The sequence below is a fragment of the Paraburkholderia sp. genome, assembly GCF_035656215.1.
GTDB lineage: Bacteria > Pseudomonadota > Gammaproteobacteria > Burkholderiales > Burkholderiaceae > Paraburkholderia.
Window position 1 is genome coordinate 1 of record NZ_DASRSY010000362.1, and the last position, 17,071, is coordinate 17,071.

Genomic DNA, 17,071 nt, shown 5'->3' on the forward strand with positions numbered 1-17,071 from the left:
CGATGCGCGCCCGAATGCGGTCGACCCCGTGATTCGCGTGGTCGTCCGGCTGGAAGGCGGGTTTGTCTGTATCAGTGTCGTCGACCAGGGACCGGGCGTCGACGAAGCAACAGCCGAGCGGTTGTTCGAACCGTTTTACAGCACCAAGTCCGATGGTATGGGCATGGGGCTGAACATCTGCCGTTCGATTATCGAATCGCACCGCGGCCGTCTGTGGGTGGTCAACAACGTCGAATCTGACGGTCACATCACAGGCGCCACGTTCCATTGCAGTCTGCCTATTGGAGAGCCTGACGGCCCGAGCAACGGCGGGTCAGAGGCGCCGACACCACAAACCGTTACGGGAGAGCTATGAACAGCCCAGTCACCACACAGGAAACTGTCTTTGTCGTCGACGACGATGAGGCCGTACGAGATTCGCTGCGCTGGCTGCTGGAGGCGAACGGCTACCGCGTGCAATGCTTCTCCAGCGCCGAGCAGTTCATCGACGCATGGCAGCCGCATACGCATCCGGGCCAGATCGCTTGTCTGATTCTCGATGTGCGGATGTCCGGCATGAGCGGGCTCGAGTTGCAGGAACGCCTGATCGCCGACAACGCGTCGCTGCCGATCATCTTCGTGACGGGCCACGGCGACGTGCCGATGGCCGTGTCGACGATGAAAAAAGGCGCCATGGACTTCATCGAAAAGCCGTTCGACGAAGCCGAACTGCGCAAGCTGGTCGAGCGCATGCTCGACAAGGCACGCAGCGAAAGCACCAGCGTGCAGCAACAGCGCGCCGCTGCCGAGCGTCTGGGCAAGCTGACCGCGCGTGAGCATCAGGTGCTCGAGCGCATTATTGCCGGCCGCCTGAACAAGCAGATCGCCGACGACCTCGGCATCAGCATCAAGACGGTTGAAGCGCACCGCGCGAACATCATGGAAAAGCTCAACGTCAACACGGTCGCCGATCTGCTGCGGCTCGCGTTGTCGAACAAGCCGCAACCGGCGCAATAAACCGATAAACGTCACGACCGCGGCACACGCCGCGGGTCGCGACTGTGTGTCAATGGCCGGACTGTCGAACAGTCCGGCCTGTCTCATCCGCCTCTCCTCCCTTCACCCGCTTCGCAACAACTCCGCAACAACGACGGGCGGCATGGCTCAACACGCCCGCATCCGCATCAGCGTTCACATCCGTTAATCATTACGCATTACACAGCGTGCGCTTACGTCGCGCGGCAATAATTTCTTTCCGCCGACAAGATTGACAAGCTCCGCTGCGTCCCTTAATTTACACAGAACTCCTCAACAGGAATCGTTGATGCCCGATGAACGCAGGACAAGTGTGCTGCCGTTGTCGTGTGCGCGTCGCCAGGCGACGCAAAGCAGTTACCGCGGCTCAACCGCATTGCTGAGGGATCTGTCCTATCGAACGGCTGAAGCGAAACTGAGCCGGCCTTTACTTGCTTCCTGCTCCATTCCTTTGCGCCGAAGCAACGCAGCCTACGCTGCGCATTGACTTTGCGCGTCTAACGCAACCGGGAGGATTTCATCGTGAAACGATCCGGAGCACACCGTTCGCGTGTGTTGCTTGTTTGCGCCGCACTTGCGGGCGCGCCACTCTTCGTCGGTCTGGCCATGCCGAGCGCGGCCTATGCGCAAAGCGCCGCGAAGATGTCGACCCAGCAACTCGATTCGCTGACTGCACCCATCGCGCTCTATCCCGACGCCCTGCTCGCGCAGGTGCTGATGGCCGCCACCTTCCCTCAAGACGTGCAGGCCGCAGCCGCATGGTCGAAAGCGAACACAAAGCTGCAAGGCGACGACGCCGTGAAGGCCGTCGCGTCCCAGCCGTGGGACCCGAGCGTGCAATCGCTGGTCGCCTTCCCGCAGGTCCTCGCGACAATGGCGTCGAAACCCGACTGGGTCTCGCAACTCGGCACGGCCTTTCTCGGCCAGTCGAATGACGTGATGGACTCCGTGCAGCGCTTACGCAAACAGGCGCAAGCGGCAGGCAATCTGAAAACGAGCTCGCAACAGAAGGTCGTGGTCGAGCAAAGTACGATTCAGATCGTGCCGGCCAATCCGCAAGTCGTGTATGTACCGACGTATAACCCGACTGTCGTCTACGGCACATGGCCCTATCCCGCCTACCCGCCCGTGTATGTGCCGCCGCCGACCGGTTATGCAATCGCAAGCGGTTTGGCTGCCGGCCTTGCGTTCGGCGCCGGTGTCGCGGTTGCCAATTCGCTGTGGGGTGGTTTCAACTGGAACACGCACGACGTCAACATCAACGTGAACCGGTACAACAACATCAATGTGAACAACCGGCTCAACGTGAACAGCAACACGACGAACTGGAACCGCAACACCAACGTCAATCGCAACGTCAACAATGCGAATCTCAACCGCAACGTCAACAACAACCTCGGCGGCGCGCAGCGCGATGCCTATCGCGGCCGTGACGACGCCGCCCGTGCCCAGGCGCAGCAAACCTTGCAGAACCGTACCGGCCAGAACCTGAGCGGCAATGCGAGCCAGCGCGTGCAAGGGATTCACCAGGGCGGCACGCAGAACGCCGATTTGCAGAACCGCGCACAGAACGCCAATCGCGATAACGCGTTGCGCGGCGCCGGCGACGGCAATAGCGCGCGGCAGGACACGCAGCGTGGCGAGGCGAGCCGCAACGCTGCCGCGAACCGTTCCGGCAGCGGCGGCTTCGGCGCCAACGGTGGCGGCCAGCAACGCACGGGCGGCGGTCTCGGCGCCAACGGCGGCGGCCAGCAACGCACGGGCGGCGGTCTCGGTGCAAACGGCGGCGGCATCCAGCGCGGCGGCGGTGACGGCGGCCGACTGGGCGGTGGCGGCGGTGGTGAGCGCCACCTCGGCCGCAACCGTTGATCGATCAAGAGGAGTCTCTGATGATTCGCTTATTTCCACGCGGCGCCCTGCGCGCCCAAGCTCTGACGTTCGCTGTCGCCCTCGGCACGACCGGCACCCTGCTGGTGGCGCCGGTGCTGCTGCTCGGCACGACCGCCGCCCACGCGCAGGCGGTCTATCCGAGTGCTGACGACGCCGCCAATGCGTTCGTCGACGCCTTGGCCCGCAACGACGAAAGTGCACTCAAGCACGTACTCGGCAACGATTTTCATCGCTTCATTCCTTCCGAAGGAATCGGCGAGGACGACATCTACCAGTTCCTCGGCGCATGGTCGAAAGGGCATCAGATCGTCGAAGACCCCGTGAAAAGCAAGGGCCGCGCAACCGCCCATCTGGCGGTCGGTGACAGTGGCTGGACCTTGCCGATTCCGCTTGTGCAAGCCGCGCACGGCTGGCGCTTCGATCCGCCGGCCGCGCAGGATGAGATGCTGACACGTCGCATCGGCCGCAACGAACACGCGGCGATCCTGACTTCGCTCGCCTATCTCGACGCACAGAACGACTATCACAACCTGACCCAGCACTACGCGCAGCGCTTCGTCAGTACGCAGGGCCAGCATGACGGCCTGTATTGGGCGACAGCGCCCGGAGAAACGGAAAGCCCGCTTGGACCGCTCGCCGCCACCATGCCCAACGGCACCCTGCCGAAAGAGGCTTACCACGGCTATCACTACCGGATCCTGACGGCGCAGGGTTCGCATGCAAAGGGCGGCGCGCAGAACTACGTCGAGAACGGCGAGATGCCCAAAGGCTTCGGTCTGATCGCCTCGCCAGCCGAATACGGCAAGACCGGCGTGATGAGCTTTATCGTCAATCAGGACGGTCAGGTCTATCAGAAGAACCTCGGACCGCAGAGCGCGCGCGCCGCGGCGGCCGTTAAGTCGTTCGACCCGGACGATAGCTGGCAGCCGGTGCAACAGTAAAGCAGCGGGAGTCGCTCGACGGCCGCGGCGGCACACAAGCCGTCCGCGGCCGATCTGTTTCGGATCGGTGCCGGCGCCCAGCGCCGGTATTCGTGTTGACACCCGCGCCAACCCCCACACCTGACGACCACGCCAGCCAACCGCCGCGAGCGTGGATATGGACCCACGAAGGTATCGCGAATCCGCGGCGCTCCCGCGTGCCTGGAATCCGTACGTGGTGCGCCATGCCGGGCCGGTATAATGTCGGACTTTGCAGCGCTGCTTATCCCTGATTCGCTCCGCGCGCTTTTCATGTGCCGACCCGTTTCCGATGAAAAGCGCCATCGCACGTGCCGCACATGTCACACGCGCGCCTGCGCCCTGCTCCGCTTTCCAAACTGCCCATCTCGACCGACCATGACTGCCAAACTGATCGACGGCCTAGCCCTTTCCAAGACCCTGCGCGCCGAAGTCGCCACGCGCGCGGCCGCCCTCACCGCCCGTGGGCATCAGCCGGGCCTCGCCGTGGTGCTGGTCGGCGACAATCCGGCCAGCGAAGTCTATGTGCGCAACAAGGTCAAGGCGTGCAATGACAACGGCCTCGGTTCGTCGTTCGACCGCTATCCGGCCGATCTGCCGGAAGCCGAACTGCTGGCTCGCATTGACGAACTGAATCGCGATCCGCGCATCCACGGCATTCTGGTGCAACTGCCGCTGCCACCGCATATCGACAGCCACAAGGTGATCGAGGCGATCGCTCCGGAAAAGGACGTCGACGGTTTTCACGTTGCCAATGCCGGTGCGCTGATGACCGGCCGGCCGCTGTTCCGCCCGTGCACGCCGTACGGCGTGATGAAGATGCTGGCAGCCTATGAGATTCCGCTGCAAGGTGCGAACGCCGTGGTGATCGGCCGTTCGAACATCGTCGGCAAGCCGATGGCGCTGCTGCTGCTCGAAGCCGGCGCGACCGTCACCATCTGCCATAGCAAGACGCGCGATCTGGCCGCCCATACCCGTAACGCCGACGTGGTGGTCGCCGCCACTGGCCTGCGCAACATTCTCACGGCGGACATGGTGAAGCCGGGCGCTGCCGTGATCGACGTCGGCATGAATCGCGACGAAGCCGGCAAGCTGTGCGGCGACGTCGACTTCGCGGGCGTCAAGGAAGTGGCGGGCTATATCACGCCGGTGCCGGGCGGCGTCGGCCCGATGACCATCACGATGCTGCTCGTCAACACGATCGAAGCCGCCGAGCGCGAAGCGGCAGCAGAGGCGTAAATCCGCAACGGCGGCTTGCGTAAAGAACTGACTCCGGTCGCTCCACGTTGACGGCAAACCACACACTCAATGTGCGGCCTGATCCCCTGCCGCGATGCCCGCGCCCTGCGGCGCCTGCCGACGCGCAAGGCGCCCGCGACACCACTTCAGCACCGGCCGCTCCACGAAGTGCCACGACAGCGCCGCACATAGCAGGATGAACGGCGCGGCGATCAGCACCGCCGTCACATGGCTCAACTGCGGTGCGATATTCGCGACGCATTGCTGCACCATGAAGCCGTACAGATAAATCCCATACGAGTAATCGTGGCGCGGCACGAAGCGCCGCAAGAGCGGCGTCGAGCCCACCCACAGCACGCCGTAAACAAAAGCCAGATAAAACAGCGGCTGCGCGCCGGCCGTGTCGCGGAACACCAGAAACACCATCGCCAGCGCGAGGGCCGTCAGGCCGTTGATGTCGATCCGGTCGCGCCAACCGTACAGCAGCATCCCCAGCATGAAAAACGGCTCCGGCCAGAACGAATAGCCGCCGGGTGTTTCGCTGAAGTCACGCAGCCCGATCTGCAGATGCGGCAGATGCACGCGCAGAACGAACGCGGCGCACCCAAGCGCCACCGCCAGCACCACGCCGCGCGCGCTGGACAACAGCCCCAGCATGCCGGTCACCATCACGATCAGATAGCAGCGCACTTCGAGCGGCAGTGTCCACAGCGGCGCGCAGACGTCGACCGGAAAGCGGTTGTGCTCGAATACGCCGGGTAGCGCCCAGCCGATTTTCAGCACGATGGTGGAGAAGTTGTCGAGGTTGGTCCACGTCATGCCAGAGGCGAAATAGTCGCGCAGCGGCAGTGTCGTGAACAGAGGCCCGACGATGAACACGGTCACCAGCGAGCCCCCCGCCACCGCCGGCCACAGGCGCGCGATGCGCAACGCGGCGAAACGAGGCACCGAACGTTGCCGGTCGAAACTGGCGGTCACCAGCATGCCGCTCAAGAGAAAAAACGCATAGACGCCAAGTGCACCGAAACCGTCGAAGCCGAGCGCGTTCTGGACCCAATCCGTCGCGCCGTCGGGTGCTTGCAGCAGATACGAGTGGCCGTACACGACGGCAACGGCGGCAAGGAGCCGCACGAGGTCGAAGTTGTTGCCCTTGCGCGATAGAGCGTGCGAAAGCGGATTCATCGATACCTCTTACAGAAAGCGTCGCTGACGAGTGGCGACACGTCAGAATGCGGCACGGCAGCAATTCGAACCGTTCGCTTTCGCACAGAGTGCAGCGGCATAGCGGGCGCCGCACAGCGGCGCGTTCCCGCCGCCCGAACCGCGTACGGCGTTCGCTCCTCGCGCACAGGTGCGCAACATCTGATAATTTGTCTGCCGACGGATTGGAATCGGCGTGCGCTGCCCCAATAATGTCCCTATGGAGTGTTATCGGGGCGTCATCGCGCGCGCCCGTCGATGCACCGATTACCCGTTCACCCGCGTCAGACAGGAAGCCTTATGTCCACTACCCCCTCGAATCAAGACAATCCGCTCCTCGATTTCTCCGACCTGCCGCGCTTTGGCGAGATCCGCCCCGAACACGTCACACCCGCCCTCGATGTCCTGCTCGCCGATGCGGCCGCCGCCGTCGAGCGCGCCGCTCAACCCATTACGCCCGCTTCGTGGGCCGACGTGGTCGAACCGGTCGAGCGCGCCACCGAACCGCTGTCGCGCGCCTGGAGCGTGGTCGGCCATCTGAATGCCGTGGCGGATACGCCTGAACTGCGTGCCGTATACGGTGAAAATCTGACGCGCGTCACCGAATTCTGGTCGAGCGTCGGCCAGAATCTCGCGCTGTATGAGAAGTACAAGGCGCTTCACGCCAGCAGCGATTTTTCGTCGCTGACCGGCGAGCGCAAGAAGATCCTCGGCAATGCGCTGCGCGATTTCCGCCTGTCGGGCGCGGAATTGCCGGAAGACCAGAAGCCGCGTTTCGCCGAATTGCAGGAACGCCAGGCGGGATTGTCGAAAGCGTTTTCGGATCACGTCCTCGATGCGACGAACGCATACGCCTATGTCGTCGAGGCCGGCGATGAAGCACAACTAGCCGGCCTGCCTGAAGACGTGATCGAAGCCGCGAAGGAAGCGGCCGAACGCGAAGGCAAAACCGGCTACAAATTCACGCTGCACTTCCCGTCGTACTTCCCCGTGATGCAGTACTCGGAAAATCGCGCGATGCGCGAAACCATGTACCGCGCGTATGTGACGCGCGCCTCCGAGCTCGGTGCGCAATACGGCGGCGGCAAGCCCGAGTGGGACAACACTCAGGTGCTCGCCGATCAGTTGAAGCTGCGCGCGGAAGAAGCGCACATGCTCGGCTACAACAACTTCGCCGAAGTCTCGCTCGCACCGAAGATGGCCGAGTCGCCGGCGCAAGTAATGACCTTCCTCGAAGACCTCGCCACGCGCGCGCGTCCGCACGCCGAACAGGACTGGAAAGAACTGCGCGAATTTGCCGCGAACGAACTCGGCATGACCGACCTGCAGCCTTGGGACATGACGTTTGCCGCCGAACGTTTGCGCCAGAACCGCTATTCGTTCTCCGAGAACGAAGTCAAACAGTACTTCCCGGAAGACGTCGTATTCAAGGGACTCTTCAAGGTCACTGAAACGCTGTTCGGCGTGCGCATCCGTCGCGACGAAGCGACCGTGTGGCATCCGGACGTGCGCTTTTTCCGCGTCGAGAATCAGGACGGCGGTCTTGTCGCCCAGTTCTATCTCGATCTGTATGCACGCGAAGGCAAACGCGGTGGCGCCTGGATGGACGATGCGCGCGGCCGTCACAAGCACACGCACGGCGGCGTGCAAACGCCGGTGGCGTATCTGACCTGCAACTTCTCGGCGCCGGTTGGCGGCAAGCCTGCCTGCTTCACGCATGATGAAGTGATCACGCTGTTCCATGAGTTCGGCCACGGGTTGCATCACATGCTTACGCGTGTCGATGAACTGGGCGTGTCGGGCATCAACGGTGTCGAGTGGGACGCGGTTGAATTGCCGTCGCAATTCATGGAGAACTTCTGCTGGGAGTGGGACGTGTTGAGCGACATGACCTCGCACGTCGATACCGCCAAGCCTCTGCCGCATGATCTGTTCGACAAGATGCTCGCCGCGAAGAATTTCCAGAGCGGTCTCGGCACGTTGCGCCAAATCGTGTTCTCGATGTTCGACATGCAACTGCATACCGGTTTCGATGCGTCCGGCACGAAGAGCGCGACCGAACTCGCGAGCGAAATCAACGAGCGCTTCCACGTGGTGCCGCAAGCTTCGTTCTCGCGTTGGCCGAATACGTTCAGCCATATTTTCGCGGGTGGTTATGCAGCGGGTTACTACAGCTACAAGTGGGCTGAAGTGCTGTCCGCCGATGCGTATGCAGCGTTCGAAGAAGCCGCCCAAGCCGCGAGCGGCAGCGTGCTCGATCAGGCGACCGGCATGCGTTATCGCAAGGAGATTCTGGAAGTGGGTGGCAGCCGTCCCGCGATGGAATCGTTCAAGGCGTTCCGCGGCCGCGAGCCGAATATCGATGCGCTGCTGCGCCACAACGGCATGACGCCTGCCGCGGCGCATTGATCTTGCGTTGAAGTATTCGTCGGCGTTGTAGATCACGTCGACGCCGAAAAAACCCGGTGACTGAACTGCACCCCAAATCGTTGGACGCCCGTCCAACGATTTGGGGTGTTTTTTCATGAGCAAGCACCGGCTTTTTCCATTCGCGCGTCAGTATCCTTCGTGCGGCGGCTAACCGCGATGCAGTTTGAAATCCACCTGCGCAGGACGCCCGTCCAGCGACAACGCCGCACGCGCGGCAGGCGCACGGCTTACCACCTTGCCGCGGCTCACCACCGCAAGCCGGGCGGCGCGCAAGCGAATTGCTTCGACCGGATCGCGTGCGTCGAGCAGCACGAGATTGGCCGCACAACCCGGCGCGATGCCATAGCCCTCCAGCCCGAGAATACGCGCGGCATTCACCGTGACCGCGTCGAAACAGGCGTGCATGCCGTCGACGCCCGTCATCTGCGCAACATGCAAGCCCATGTGCGCGACTTCGAGCATATCGCCCGAACCGAGGCTGTACCACGGGTCCATCACGCAGTCGTGGCCGAACGCGACGTTGATGCCCGCAGCCATCATCTCCGGCACGCGTGTCATGCCACGCCGTTTCGGATACGTGTCGCTGCGGCCTTGCAGCGTGATGTTGATCAACGGATTGGCGATCGCGGCGACACCCGACTCGCGCATCAGCGGCAGGAGCTTGCTGACGTAGTAGTTGTCCATCGAATGCATCGAGGTCAGATGCGAGCCGGTGACACGCCCCTGCAAGCCGAGCCGGTGCGTTTCGGCTGCGAGCGTTTCGATATGACGCGACATCGGATCGTCCGATTCGTCGCAATGCATATCGACGCGCAAGCCCTGCTCCGCCGCGAACTCGCACAACATGCGCACGGACAGCGCGCCGTCGGCCATTGTGCGTTCGAAATGCGGAATCCCGCCGACCACGTCGACGCCCATCGCAATCGCACGCTTGAGATTCTCGAATGCGCCTGCGCTGCGCAAGACGCCGTCCTGCGGAAACCCAACCAGTTGCAGGTCGAGATACGGTGCGACGCGGCGCTTCACTTCGACCAGCGCCTCGACCGCGAGCAAGCGCGGATCGCACACATCCACGTGGCTGCGAATCGCCAGCAGCCCGCGCGCGACAGCCCAATCGCAGTATTGCAGCGCGCGCTCGATCAGCGCCTCCTGCGTGAGGTCCGGCTTCAGTTCGCCCCACAACGCGATGCCTTCCAGCAAGGTGCCCGACGCATTCACGCGCGGCAGACCGTACGACAGCGTCGCGTCCATGTGGAAATGCGGGTCGACGAACGGCGGCGTGACGAGCGAACCGGCGGCGTCGATTTCTTCGCGGGCGCTCGCGGCCAGATTCGGCTCGACGGCGACGATGCGGCTCGCTTCGATGCCGATGTCGACCGGCTCCTTGTGCTGCTTGTACTGTGATGTGGCGCTCGGCGGCAGCATCGCGCGGCGGATAATCAGATCCATGGTTCGCTCCTGTTGACCGCTCTTTGACTGAGTACGATTCTATCGGCGTCAGAAAGTGCGTGCCGCGTTTTAACAAGATGCCGTACCGGTGGGCAGAGGGGAATCCGTACCGGCTGTAGGTCATAGCGCCAGCCTATACTCGACGTTCAACATCTAGCGCTCGGCTTCGGCTTCGGCGCGCATACGTCATCCACCCACGGAGCATGCATATGAAAACTATCGGCGTGATCGGCGGAATGAGTTGGGAGTCGTCCACCGAGTACTACAAGCTCCTGAACCGCCACGCCAAGGCCCGCCTGGGCGGCCATCATAACGCCCGCAGCCTGATGCTGACGGTCGACTTCGCACCGATCGAGGCCAGCCAGCGCGCCGGCGACTGGACCGCGCTTGGCAAACAGTTGGCCGACGCCGCCCGTCAACTCGAACGAGGCGGCGCCGACCTGGTGATACTGGCGACCAACACGATGCATCGCGTGTATGAATCGATCGAACAGGCGATCGACGTGCCCTTCCTGCACATCGCCGATCCGACCGGCAACGCGCTGCGCGCCGCAGGAATCGAGCGGGTCGGCTTGCTGGGTACACGCTATACGATGGAGCAGACGTTCTACGCGGGGCGCTTACGCGAGCGCTACGACCTCGAAACACTGACTCCCGATGAAGCCGAACGCGCGGATGTGCACCGCATCATCTACGACGAGCTGTGCCACGGCAAAGTGAATGACGCCTCGCGTGCGGTGTATCAACGTGTGATCGAAGGACTCGCTGCGCGTGGTGCGCAGGCGGTGATTCTCGGCTGCACGGAAATCACCTTGCTGATCAAACCGGAAGATTCGGCGTTACCCGTGTTCGATACCACTGCGTTGCATGCGCAGGCCGCGGTGGAATGGGCGATCGAGTCGGACTGAATGCAAGCGCGCCGCATGCATGTATGAGGCATGCACGAGGGCGACGCCAGAAGTTAAAAAGCCCGCGTAGCTTGCGCTAGCGGGCTTTCAACAATACTTGGTTGCGGGGGTAGGATTTGAACCTACGACCTTCGGGTTATGAGCCCGACGAGCTGCCAGACTGCTCCACCCCGCGTCAGAGAAAAAGATTATAGCGGGCTGTCAGCAAGACGTCAAACAATCGGATGAAATAGTTTCAAACGAGGCGCGCCGCGCGTGTTCATGCTCATGCAGCAACTGAGTGTACAGCTCAAAGATCTTCGACCGTCGCACCTTCCACTTTGCCGTCGATGATGTCCGCGCCGTACTGGCTCGCGCTGCGTTTCGCGACGCCGAAATCGGAAAACGTGGCCGGCAGCACGAGACGAAATACGCGGCTTGCCTTCGAGCCGCCGATCGCGCCCGGCCGGCAGACGCGTACCGCAACGTCGTACCCTTCGGCATGACGCTTGTGACCGTCGAACTTGTCGAACTCCCGCGAAAACACCAGCGGATGCACTTCGAAGTCCTTATAAAGGGCTGGATAAAGCTGGGCCATGATGCATCCCCGATGCGTGTAAATGTGATCCCACTATACGCCGCGGCATGACGGGATCGGGCTTTTATTTTTCACGGCCGCCGGGGCAATTTTCACGATCGCTCGTCTCGCGCGATAAGATGCGGGACTATCGGAATTCACCCGATCCTGACAATCCGATTTTGGGCCGTCAGACGGGTAGATAAAGCAAAGACGCGGGGTCAACGCCCCACAAAGCCTTGCTCAGCAAGAATGTGAGAACTTCATGAAAATCGCAACGTGGAACGTTAACTCCCTCAAGGTTCGCCTGCAGCATGTCATCGATTGGCTCGAAACCAGCCACACGGATGTGCTGTGCCTGCAGGAACTGAAGCTGACCGACGACAAATTCCCGCGCGCCGAACTCGAAGCGAAAGGCTACCGGAGCTGGTTCGCGGGCCAGAAGACCTATAACGGCGTCGGCATCCTGGTGCGCGATGGCCTGAACGTCGACGAAAGCACTATCGTGCGCAACATCCCCGGCTTCGAGGACCCGCAGCAACGCGTGATCGCCGCGACCATCGAGGGCGAGCGCATCATTTCCGCGTACTTTCCGAACGGCCAGGCGCCGGGCACCGACAAATTCGCCTACAAACTGCGCTGGCTCGCTGCACTGCACGACTGGATCGCGAGCGAAATGGTGCTGTATCCGAAGCTCGCGCTGCTCGGCGACTACAACATCGCGCCGGAAGATCGCGACGTACACGATCCGAAAGCATGGGAAGGCCAGAATCTGGTGTCGCCCGAAGAGCGCGTCGAGTTCGTGCGGCTGATCGAACTTGGTCTTGTCGATGCGTTCCGCCAGTTCGAGCAGCCGGAGAAGATCTACTCGTGGTGGGACTACCGGATGATGGCGTTCCGCCGCAATGCGGGGCTGCGCATCGACCACATTCTGCTGTCGAAAGAGCTTGCTGAAGCGTGCTCGTCCTGCGACGTGGACAAGGTCCCGCGCAAATGGGAGCAGCCGTCGGATCACGCGCCGGTCGTCGCGCAGATCGGCTGAACGCGCCGCAGGCGAGGCCCAAGCGGGGCCCAAGCGGGCCTCACCTGGGCGCTTTAGCGAAAACGCTAAACGAGTTCTTAATCGGGGGGCTAAGTGGAGCACCGCTCGGCTGCTCTAACGAAGACCCGAAAGTGAGCCGTTAAGCAAGGCCTCAAGCTGAACGGCCGTCAGCCTGTTTCAAAAGGCCTACGCCGACCCGTTCAAACAGCGCCACAAGAATTCGAAGACCATCGCGTCATGCTCGGCCTGCTCCAGCTCATCGGAGCCGCCGTGGCCCCCGTCCGTGTTCTCGCGATACCAGACCCTTTCCGCGCCCAGCGCCTGCATGCGCGCGGCCATCTTGCGCGCGTGTCCGGGATGCACGCGGTCGTCGGCAGTCGACGTGGTGAACAGCACGGGCGGATACGCCACGTCCGCACTCACACGGTGATAGGGCGAGTAAGCAGCCAGCACGCGCGCTTCGTCGGGTTCGTCCGGATCGCCGTATTCATCGATCCATGACGCACCCGCATGCAGCAGGTGATAGCGGCTCATGTCGAGCAGCGGCACCTCGCACACCACCGCGCCGAACAACTCGGGCCGCTGCACCATGCACGCCGCGACCAGCAGGCCGCCATTGCTGCCGCCCTGAATGCCGAGTTGCGCCGCACTGGTCACGCCTGTGCTGATGAGCGCCTCGGCCACCGCGATGAAATCGTCGAACGCAAGCTGTCGATGCTCGCCCTGCGCCGCCGTATGCCACTCTGTGCCGAACTCGCCTCCGCCGCGAATATGTGCCACCACATACACGCCGCCCCGCTCCAGCCAGCCGATGCCCTGCCCGGTCAGATAACCCGGCAGCAATGGAATCGCGAAGCCACCGTAACCGTTGAGCAGGCATGGGCGCGCTTGCTCGTGCGTCTGCTCGCGCGTTTGTCCATGCGTCTGCTCGTGCGTCTCCTGCACAGACTGCGCCGTCTGCCCTTGCCCACCGTGTTGCGCAACCCGCGGTCCAATCACGGTATACGGCACTCGCGTGCCATCCACGGATACCGCGTGCCCACGCGTCACGGCGAACGGCGTCGCATCGAACTGAGTCGGCCAGCGGTCGAGCAACTCCCAATCGGTCAGGTCGTCCTGGGCAAGATCGGTGAGCCAGTACGCAGGCGGCTGCAAATAATCGTCGGTATCGACGAACACTTCGTCGTTCAGCGTCGGTTCAACGGGTGAGACGTCAGCCTGCACGTCGTCATGCGATGGAAAGAGGCGGTGATGCCAGTGCCAGGTCTGATCGGCCGCTTGCGACGGGATCCACAGCGCGGTCCTGCTCTGCACATCTTCCAGGTACGACACGATCAGGTGATTGCGCGTATGCGTCCACTCGCAGACGGAGGTTTGCGATGTTGGCGTGAACAGCGGCACTACGTCACGCTCGCCATGCAAGAACGCAGCTTCGCGGATCGTCAGCAAAGAACCGCCCGGATAGCGCACGCCGTTGCAGTCCCAATCGAGACGCGGCTCGAGCAGCAGCCAGCCCTGCCATCCGCCGACCGCGACGTGCGAAGGCACGTCGTACTGCTTCCAGGCCTTGGCAATATCGGCCCGATTACTCGCATCGGCACCGTCCACAGTGCCGTCCGCGCGATCGAGGTAGTACGTCTGCGAATCGAAGAAATCGACACTGCTCACCACGGCGTGTCGCTGCTCGATCGGATCGTAGTGTGCCTCCACACCGATGTCGCCGAATGCCCCCTTGAAGACCACAGGCGCGTCGGCCAGCGCGCCGCCCCGCGTCCAGCGCCGCACTTCACGTGGATAGCCGGAGCGCGTCAACGTCTTGCGGCCGTTGTCCCAACCGACGTAGAGCGTATCCCGATCGATCCACGAAGCCGTGTGCTTGCCGGCCTTCGCAATCACGAAGCCGTCGTCGACAAAACGTTGCGCGTCGATGTCGAACTCACGCACCACGAGCGCATCCGAGCCGCCCGGCGACAGCGTGATCAATGCGCGATCGCCATCCGGATAAAGAATGTCGAGTTCGGCGCAGACCCATGGCGTGCCTTCGGCTGCACCGAGCGCGTCGAAATCGAGCAGGTTCTGCCAGACCGGCGCGCCACTGCGCCAGGCCGCCCACGGCGTACGCCGCCAGATGCCTTTGGGATTGCGTTCGTCCTGCCACAGATCGTAGGCCCAGTCCTTCCAGCGGTCGGGGATAACCGGACGCTCACGCGGCAGATAAGCGTCGGCAAGCCGCTGTTTGAGCGATTCGAATTCCGCGCTGCGGCACCATGCCGCGCGCGTGCGGTCGTTCTGCGCGTCGACCCACGCGAGCGCGTCAGGATCGTCGAGTGCTTCGAGCGACAGAAAGGTATCGGGGGAAAGCGGCCAGGAGAAAGTAGCGGGAGAAGCGGGCATCGTCAGCTGTCGAATGAAAACAGCGCTGATTATGCCTTGCGTGAGCCCGAAGGCCTTTGACGCCACGCGCCAAACTGCTGAAGGGACAGCCGGAGAGGCGGCTCATGGAACGATCCATGAGGCGACCTGGCAAGCGGGGGACCTAAGCGACAACTACCGGGGCGGCTGGCAAGCCGCCCCGGCCGACAACACACATCAGGGCTCGAGATTGAGCTCCTGAATCTTGCGCGTAATCGTATTACGACCGATGCCGAGCCGCTCCGCTGCTTCCACCTTGCGTCCACGCGTGAAATCCAGCGCCTCGCGAATCACCGCCGCCTCGAAACGTCGTGCGAGTTCGTCCATGACGTCGGCCGCATTCTCGCGCAACATCCGCGCGACTTCGGTGCGCAAGCCGCCTTCCCAGGCGCTTACTATGGTCGCGACCGACATGCCGGCAGTGGTAGCCGGATGTGTGGCCGCGCTGGCGCCATTGATAGGCGCGCCGCCCGCGAGGGCCGCTTCACCCATGCCGAGCACACCGCCAACACCGCCGGAGAGATCAGTCACGGCCGCTTGTGTGGGACCGAGGTCAGGCGGCAAATCCTTGATCTCGATGGTCTGCGCCGGCGCCATTACCGTCAGCCAGTTGGCGAGATTCTCCAGTTGACGCACGTTGCCCGGAAACGGCAGCGAGGCCAGATAAGCGAGTGCCTCTTCGGACACGCGCTTCGGCTCCACGCCCAGATCGCGTGCACTCTTTTGCAGGAAATGGCGCGTGAGCAACGGAATGTCTTCACTGCGCTCGCGCAACGCCGGCAAGCGCAAGCGGATCACATTGAGCCGGTGATACAAGTCCTCGCGGAACAGGCCCTGACGCACGCGCGATTCGAGGTTCTGGTGCGTCGCCGCGATCACGCGCACATTGGCGCGCAACGGATTGTGCCCGCCGACGCGATAGAACTGCCCGTCCGACAGCACACGCAACAGGCGTGTCTGCAAATCGAACGGCATATCGCCGATTTCGTCGAGAAACAGCGTGCCGTTCTCGGCCTGCTCGAAGCGCCCCTGGCGCATGGCCTGCGCGCCGGTGAACGCGCCGCGCTCGTGACCGAACAGTTCGGATTCCAACAGATCCTTCGGAATCGCCGCCGTGTTCAGCGCGATGAACGGACCGTTCGCGCGTGGGCTATGTCGGTGCAACGCACGCGCAACCAGTTCCTTACCGGTGCCTGATTCGCCGGTAATGAGCACAGTGGCCGCGGAATGCGACAGCCGGCCGATCGCGCGAAACATGTCCTGCATCGCCGGTGCCTGGCCGAGCATTTCCGGTGCATCGGCGACGCGGTCGTCCCATGTCTGTTCGCCACGCATGCTTTCGTCGACCGCGCGGCGGATCAGCTCGACCGCCTTGTCGACGTCGAACGGCTTGGCGAGGTATTCGAACGCGCCGCCCTGGAACGCGGCGACCGCGCTATCCAGATCCGAGAACGCCGTCATGATGATGACGGGCAAGCCCGGCACCTTGTCACGGACGGTTTGCAGCAACTCGAGGCCGGAGCCTCCCGGCATCCTGATGTCGGACACCAGCACCTGAGGGCTGTCGTGATCGAGCGCCGCGGAAGCCTCGCGCACGTTCGCGAAGCTGCGTGTCGCAAAGTTTTCGCGAGCGAGCGCTTTTTCGAGCACCCAGCGAATCGATTGATCGTCGTCTACTATCCAGATCGGCTTCATATAGTTCGGCGAGATGTCTTCGTGTGGTTCGGTATAAGCCCGTCGAAACGGTCAGGCGCACTAGCGCTTTTCAAAATGTCGATGAACCCTCGTGATCGATCCTTAACTCCATGCTTCGGTACTTCGGTACTTCGATCCTTCATCGGTGTCCGGTCAGCCTTCGAACGGCAACAAGATGGTGAACTCTGTGCAACCCGGCTTGCTTTCCACTTCGATCAAGCCGTCGTGCTGCTGCACGAAAGTCTGCGCGAGCGTGAGGCCCAGCCCGCTCCCATCT

14 protein-coding genes and 1 tRNA gene are annotated in these 17,071 nt (G+C 62.7%); 8 read left to right on the forward strand and 7 right to left on the reverse strand.

The window, feature by feature from the left end; translation table 11 throughout:
• From VFE81_RS21175 to folD, 5 genes are all read left to right on the forward strand, one after another.
• Window positions 1–355 (forward strand): sensor histidine kinase (locus VFE81_RS21175; RefSeq protein ID WP_325046471.1); only part of this gene is annotated, 355 nt, incomplete at its 5' end.
• Window positions 352–996 (forward strand): oxygen response regulator transcription factor FixJ, encoded by a 645-nt coding sequence (fixJ, locus tag VFE81_RS21180; protein ID WP_011488992.1) that lies wholly within the window; start codon window positions 352–354, stop codon window positions 994–996. The genes VFE81_RS21175 and fixJ, both read left to right, overlap by 4 nt.
• 540 nt (window positions 997–1,536) lie before the next feature.
• Window positions 1,537–2,883 (forward strand): DUF3300 domain-containing protein, encoded by a 1,347-nt coding sequence (locus tag VFE81_RS21185; RefSeq protein ID WP_325046472.1) that lies wholly within the window; start codon window positions 1,537–1,539, stop codon window positions 2,881–2,883.
• Between the two features lie 20 nt (window positions 2,884–2,903).
• Window positions 2,904–3,845, forward strand: coding sequence for a DUF2950 domain-containing protein (locus tag VFE81_RS21190; RefSeq protein WP_325046473.1), 942 nt, complete (start codon window positions 2,904–2,906; stop codon window positions 3,843–3,845).
• Between the two features lie 396 nt (window positions 3,846–4,241).
• Window positions 4,242–5,102, forward strand: coding sequence for a bifunctional methylenetetrahydrofolate dehydrogenase/methenyltetrahydrofolate cyclohydrolase FolD (gene folD, locus VFE81_RS21195; RefSeq protein WP_325046474.1), 861 nt, complete (start codon window positions 4,242–4,244; stop codon window positions 5,100–5,102).
• A gap of 66 nt (window positions 5,103–5,168) precedes the next feature.
• Here the strand turns inward: folD and VFE81_RS21200 are convergent, their stop codons facing one another.
• A complete protein-coding gene (locus VFE81_RS21200; protein WP_325046475.1) occupies window positions 5,169–6,284 on the reverse strand; it encodes an acyltransferase in 1,116 nt (371 codons plus the stop codon).
• A 318-nt stretch (window positions 6,285–6,602) separates the two neighbouring features.
• Between VFE81_RS21200 and VFE81_RS21205 the strand changes: the two genes are divergently transcribed.
• Window positions 6,603–8,711 carry a M3 family metallopeptidase gene (locus VFE81_RS21205; protein WP_325046476.1) on the forward strand — a complete coding sequence of 703 codons (2,109 nt, stop codon included), beginning with the start codon at window positions 6,603–6,605 and terminating at the stop codon, window positions 8,709–8,711.
• Between the two features lie 168 nt (window positions 8,712–8,879).
• Here VFE81_RS21205 and VFE81_RS21210 read toward each other — a convergent pair whose 3' ends face one another.
• Window positions 8,880–10,181 carry an amidohydrolase family protein gene (locus VFE81_RS21210; RefSeq protein ID WP_325046477.1) on the reverse strand — a complete coding sequence of 434 codons (1,302 nt, stop codon included), beginning with the start codon at window positions 10,179–10,181 and terminating at the stop codon, window positions 8,880–8,882.
• A 209-nt stretch (window positions 10,182–10,390) separates the two neighbouring features.
• Here VFE81_RS21210 and VFE81_RS21215 point away from each other — a divergent pair, with 209 nt between their 5' ends.
• Window positions 10,391–11,089, forward strand: coding sequence for an aspartate/glutamate racemase family protein (locus tag VFE81_RS21215; RefSeq protein WP_325046478.1), 699 nt, complete (start codon window positions 10,391–10,393; stop codon window positions 11,087–11,089).
• 98 nt (window positions 11,090–11,187) lie between these two features.
• Here the strand turns inward: VFE81_RS21215 and VFE81_RS21220 are convergent.
• Together VFE81_RS21220 and VFE81_RS21225 are read right to left on the reverse strand one after the other, a co-directional pair.
• Window positions 11,188–11,264 (reverse strand) — tRNA-Met (locus VFE81_RS21220).
• Between the two features lie 114 nt (window positions 11,265–11,378).
• Entirely contained in the window at window positions 11,379–11,666 is a 288-nt protein-coding gene (locus VFE81_RS21225) for a hypothetical protein (RefSeq protein WP_325046479.1), read from the reverse strand.
• 244 nt (window positions 11,667–11,910) lie between these two features.
• Between VFE81_RS21225 and xth the strand changes: the two genes are divergently transcribed.
• Entirely contained in the window at window positions 11,911–12,687 is a 777-nt protein-coding gene (xth, locus tag VFE81_RS21230) for an exodeoxyribonuclease III (protein WP_325046480.1), read from the forward strand.
• Window positions 12,688–12,873: 186 nt separating this feature from the next.
• On the opposite strand, the gene VFE81_RS21235 is transcribed toward xth, so the two are convergent.
• The 3 genes from VFE81_RS21235 to VFE81_RS21245 all read right to left on the reverse strand — a co-directional run.
• Window positions 12,874–15,081: a prolyl oligopeptidase family serine peptidase gene (locus VFE81_RS21235; protein WP_325046481.1), complete on the reverse strand. Its 2,208-nt coding sequence runs from the start codon at window positions 15,079–15,081 to the stop codon at window positions 12,874–12,876.
• Between the two features lie 195 nt (window positions 15,082–15,276).
• Window positions 15,277–16,794, reverse strand: a complete 1,518-nt coding sequence (gene ntrC / locus VFE81_RS21240; RefSeq protein ID WP_325046482.1) for a nitrogen regulation protein NR(I) — start codon at window positions 16,792–16,794, stop codon at window positions 15,277–15,279.
• Window positions 16,795–16,947: 153 nt separating this feature from the next.
• On the reverse strand, window positions 16,948–17,071 hold a 124-nt coding region (locus VFE81_RS21245; protein WP_325046483.1), incomplete at its 5' end, for an ATP-binding protein.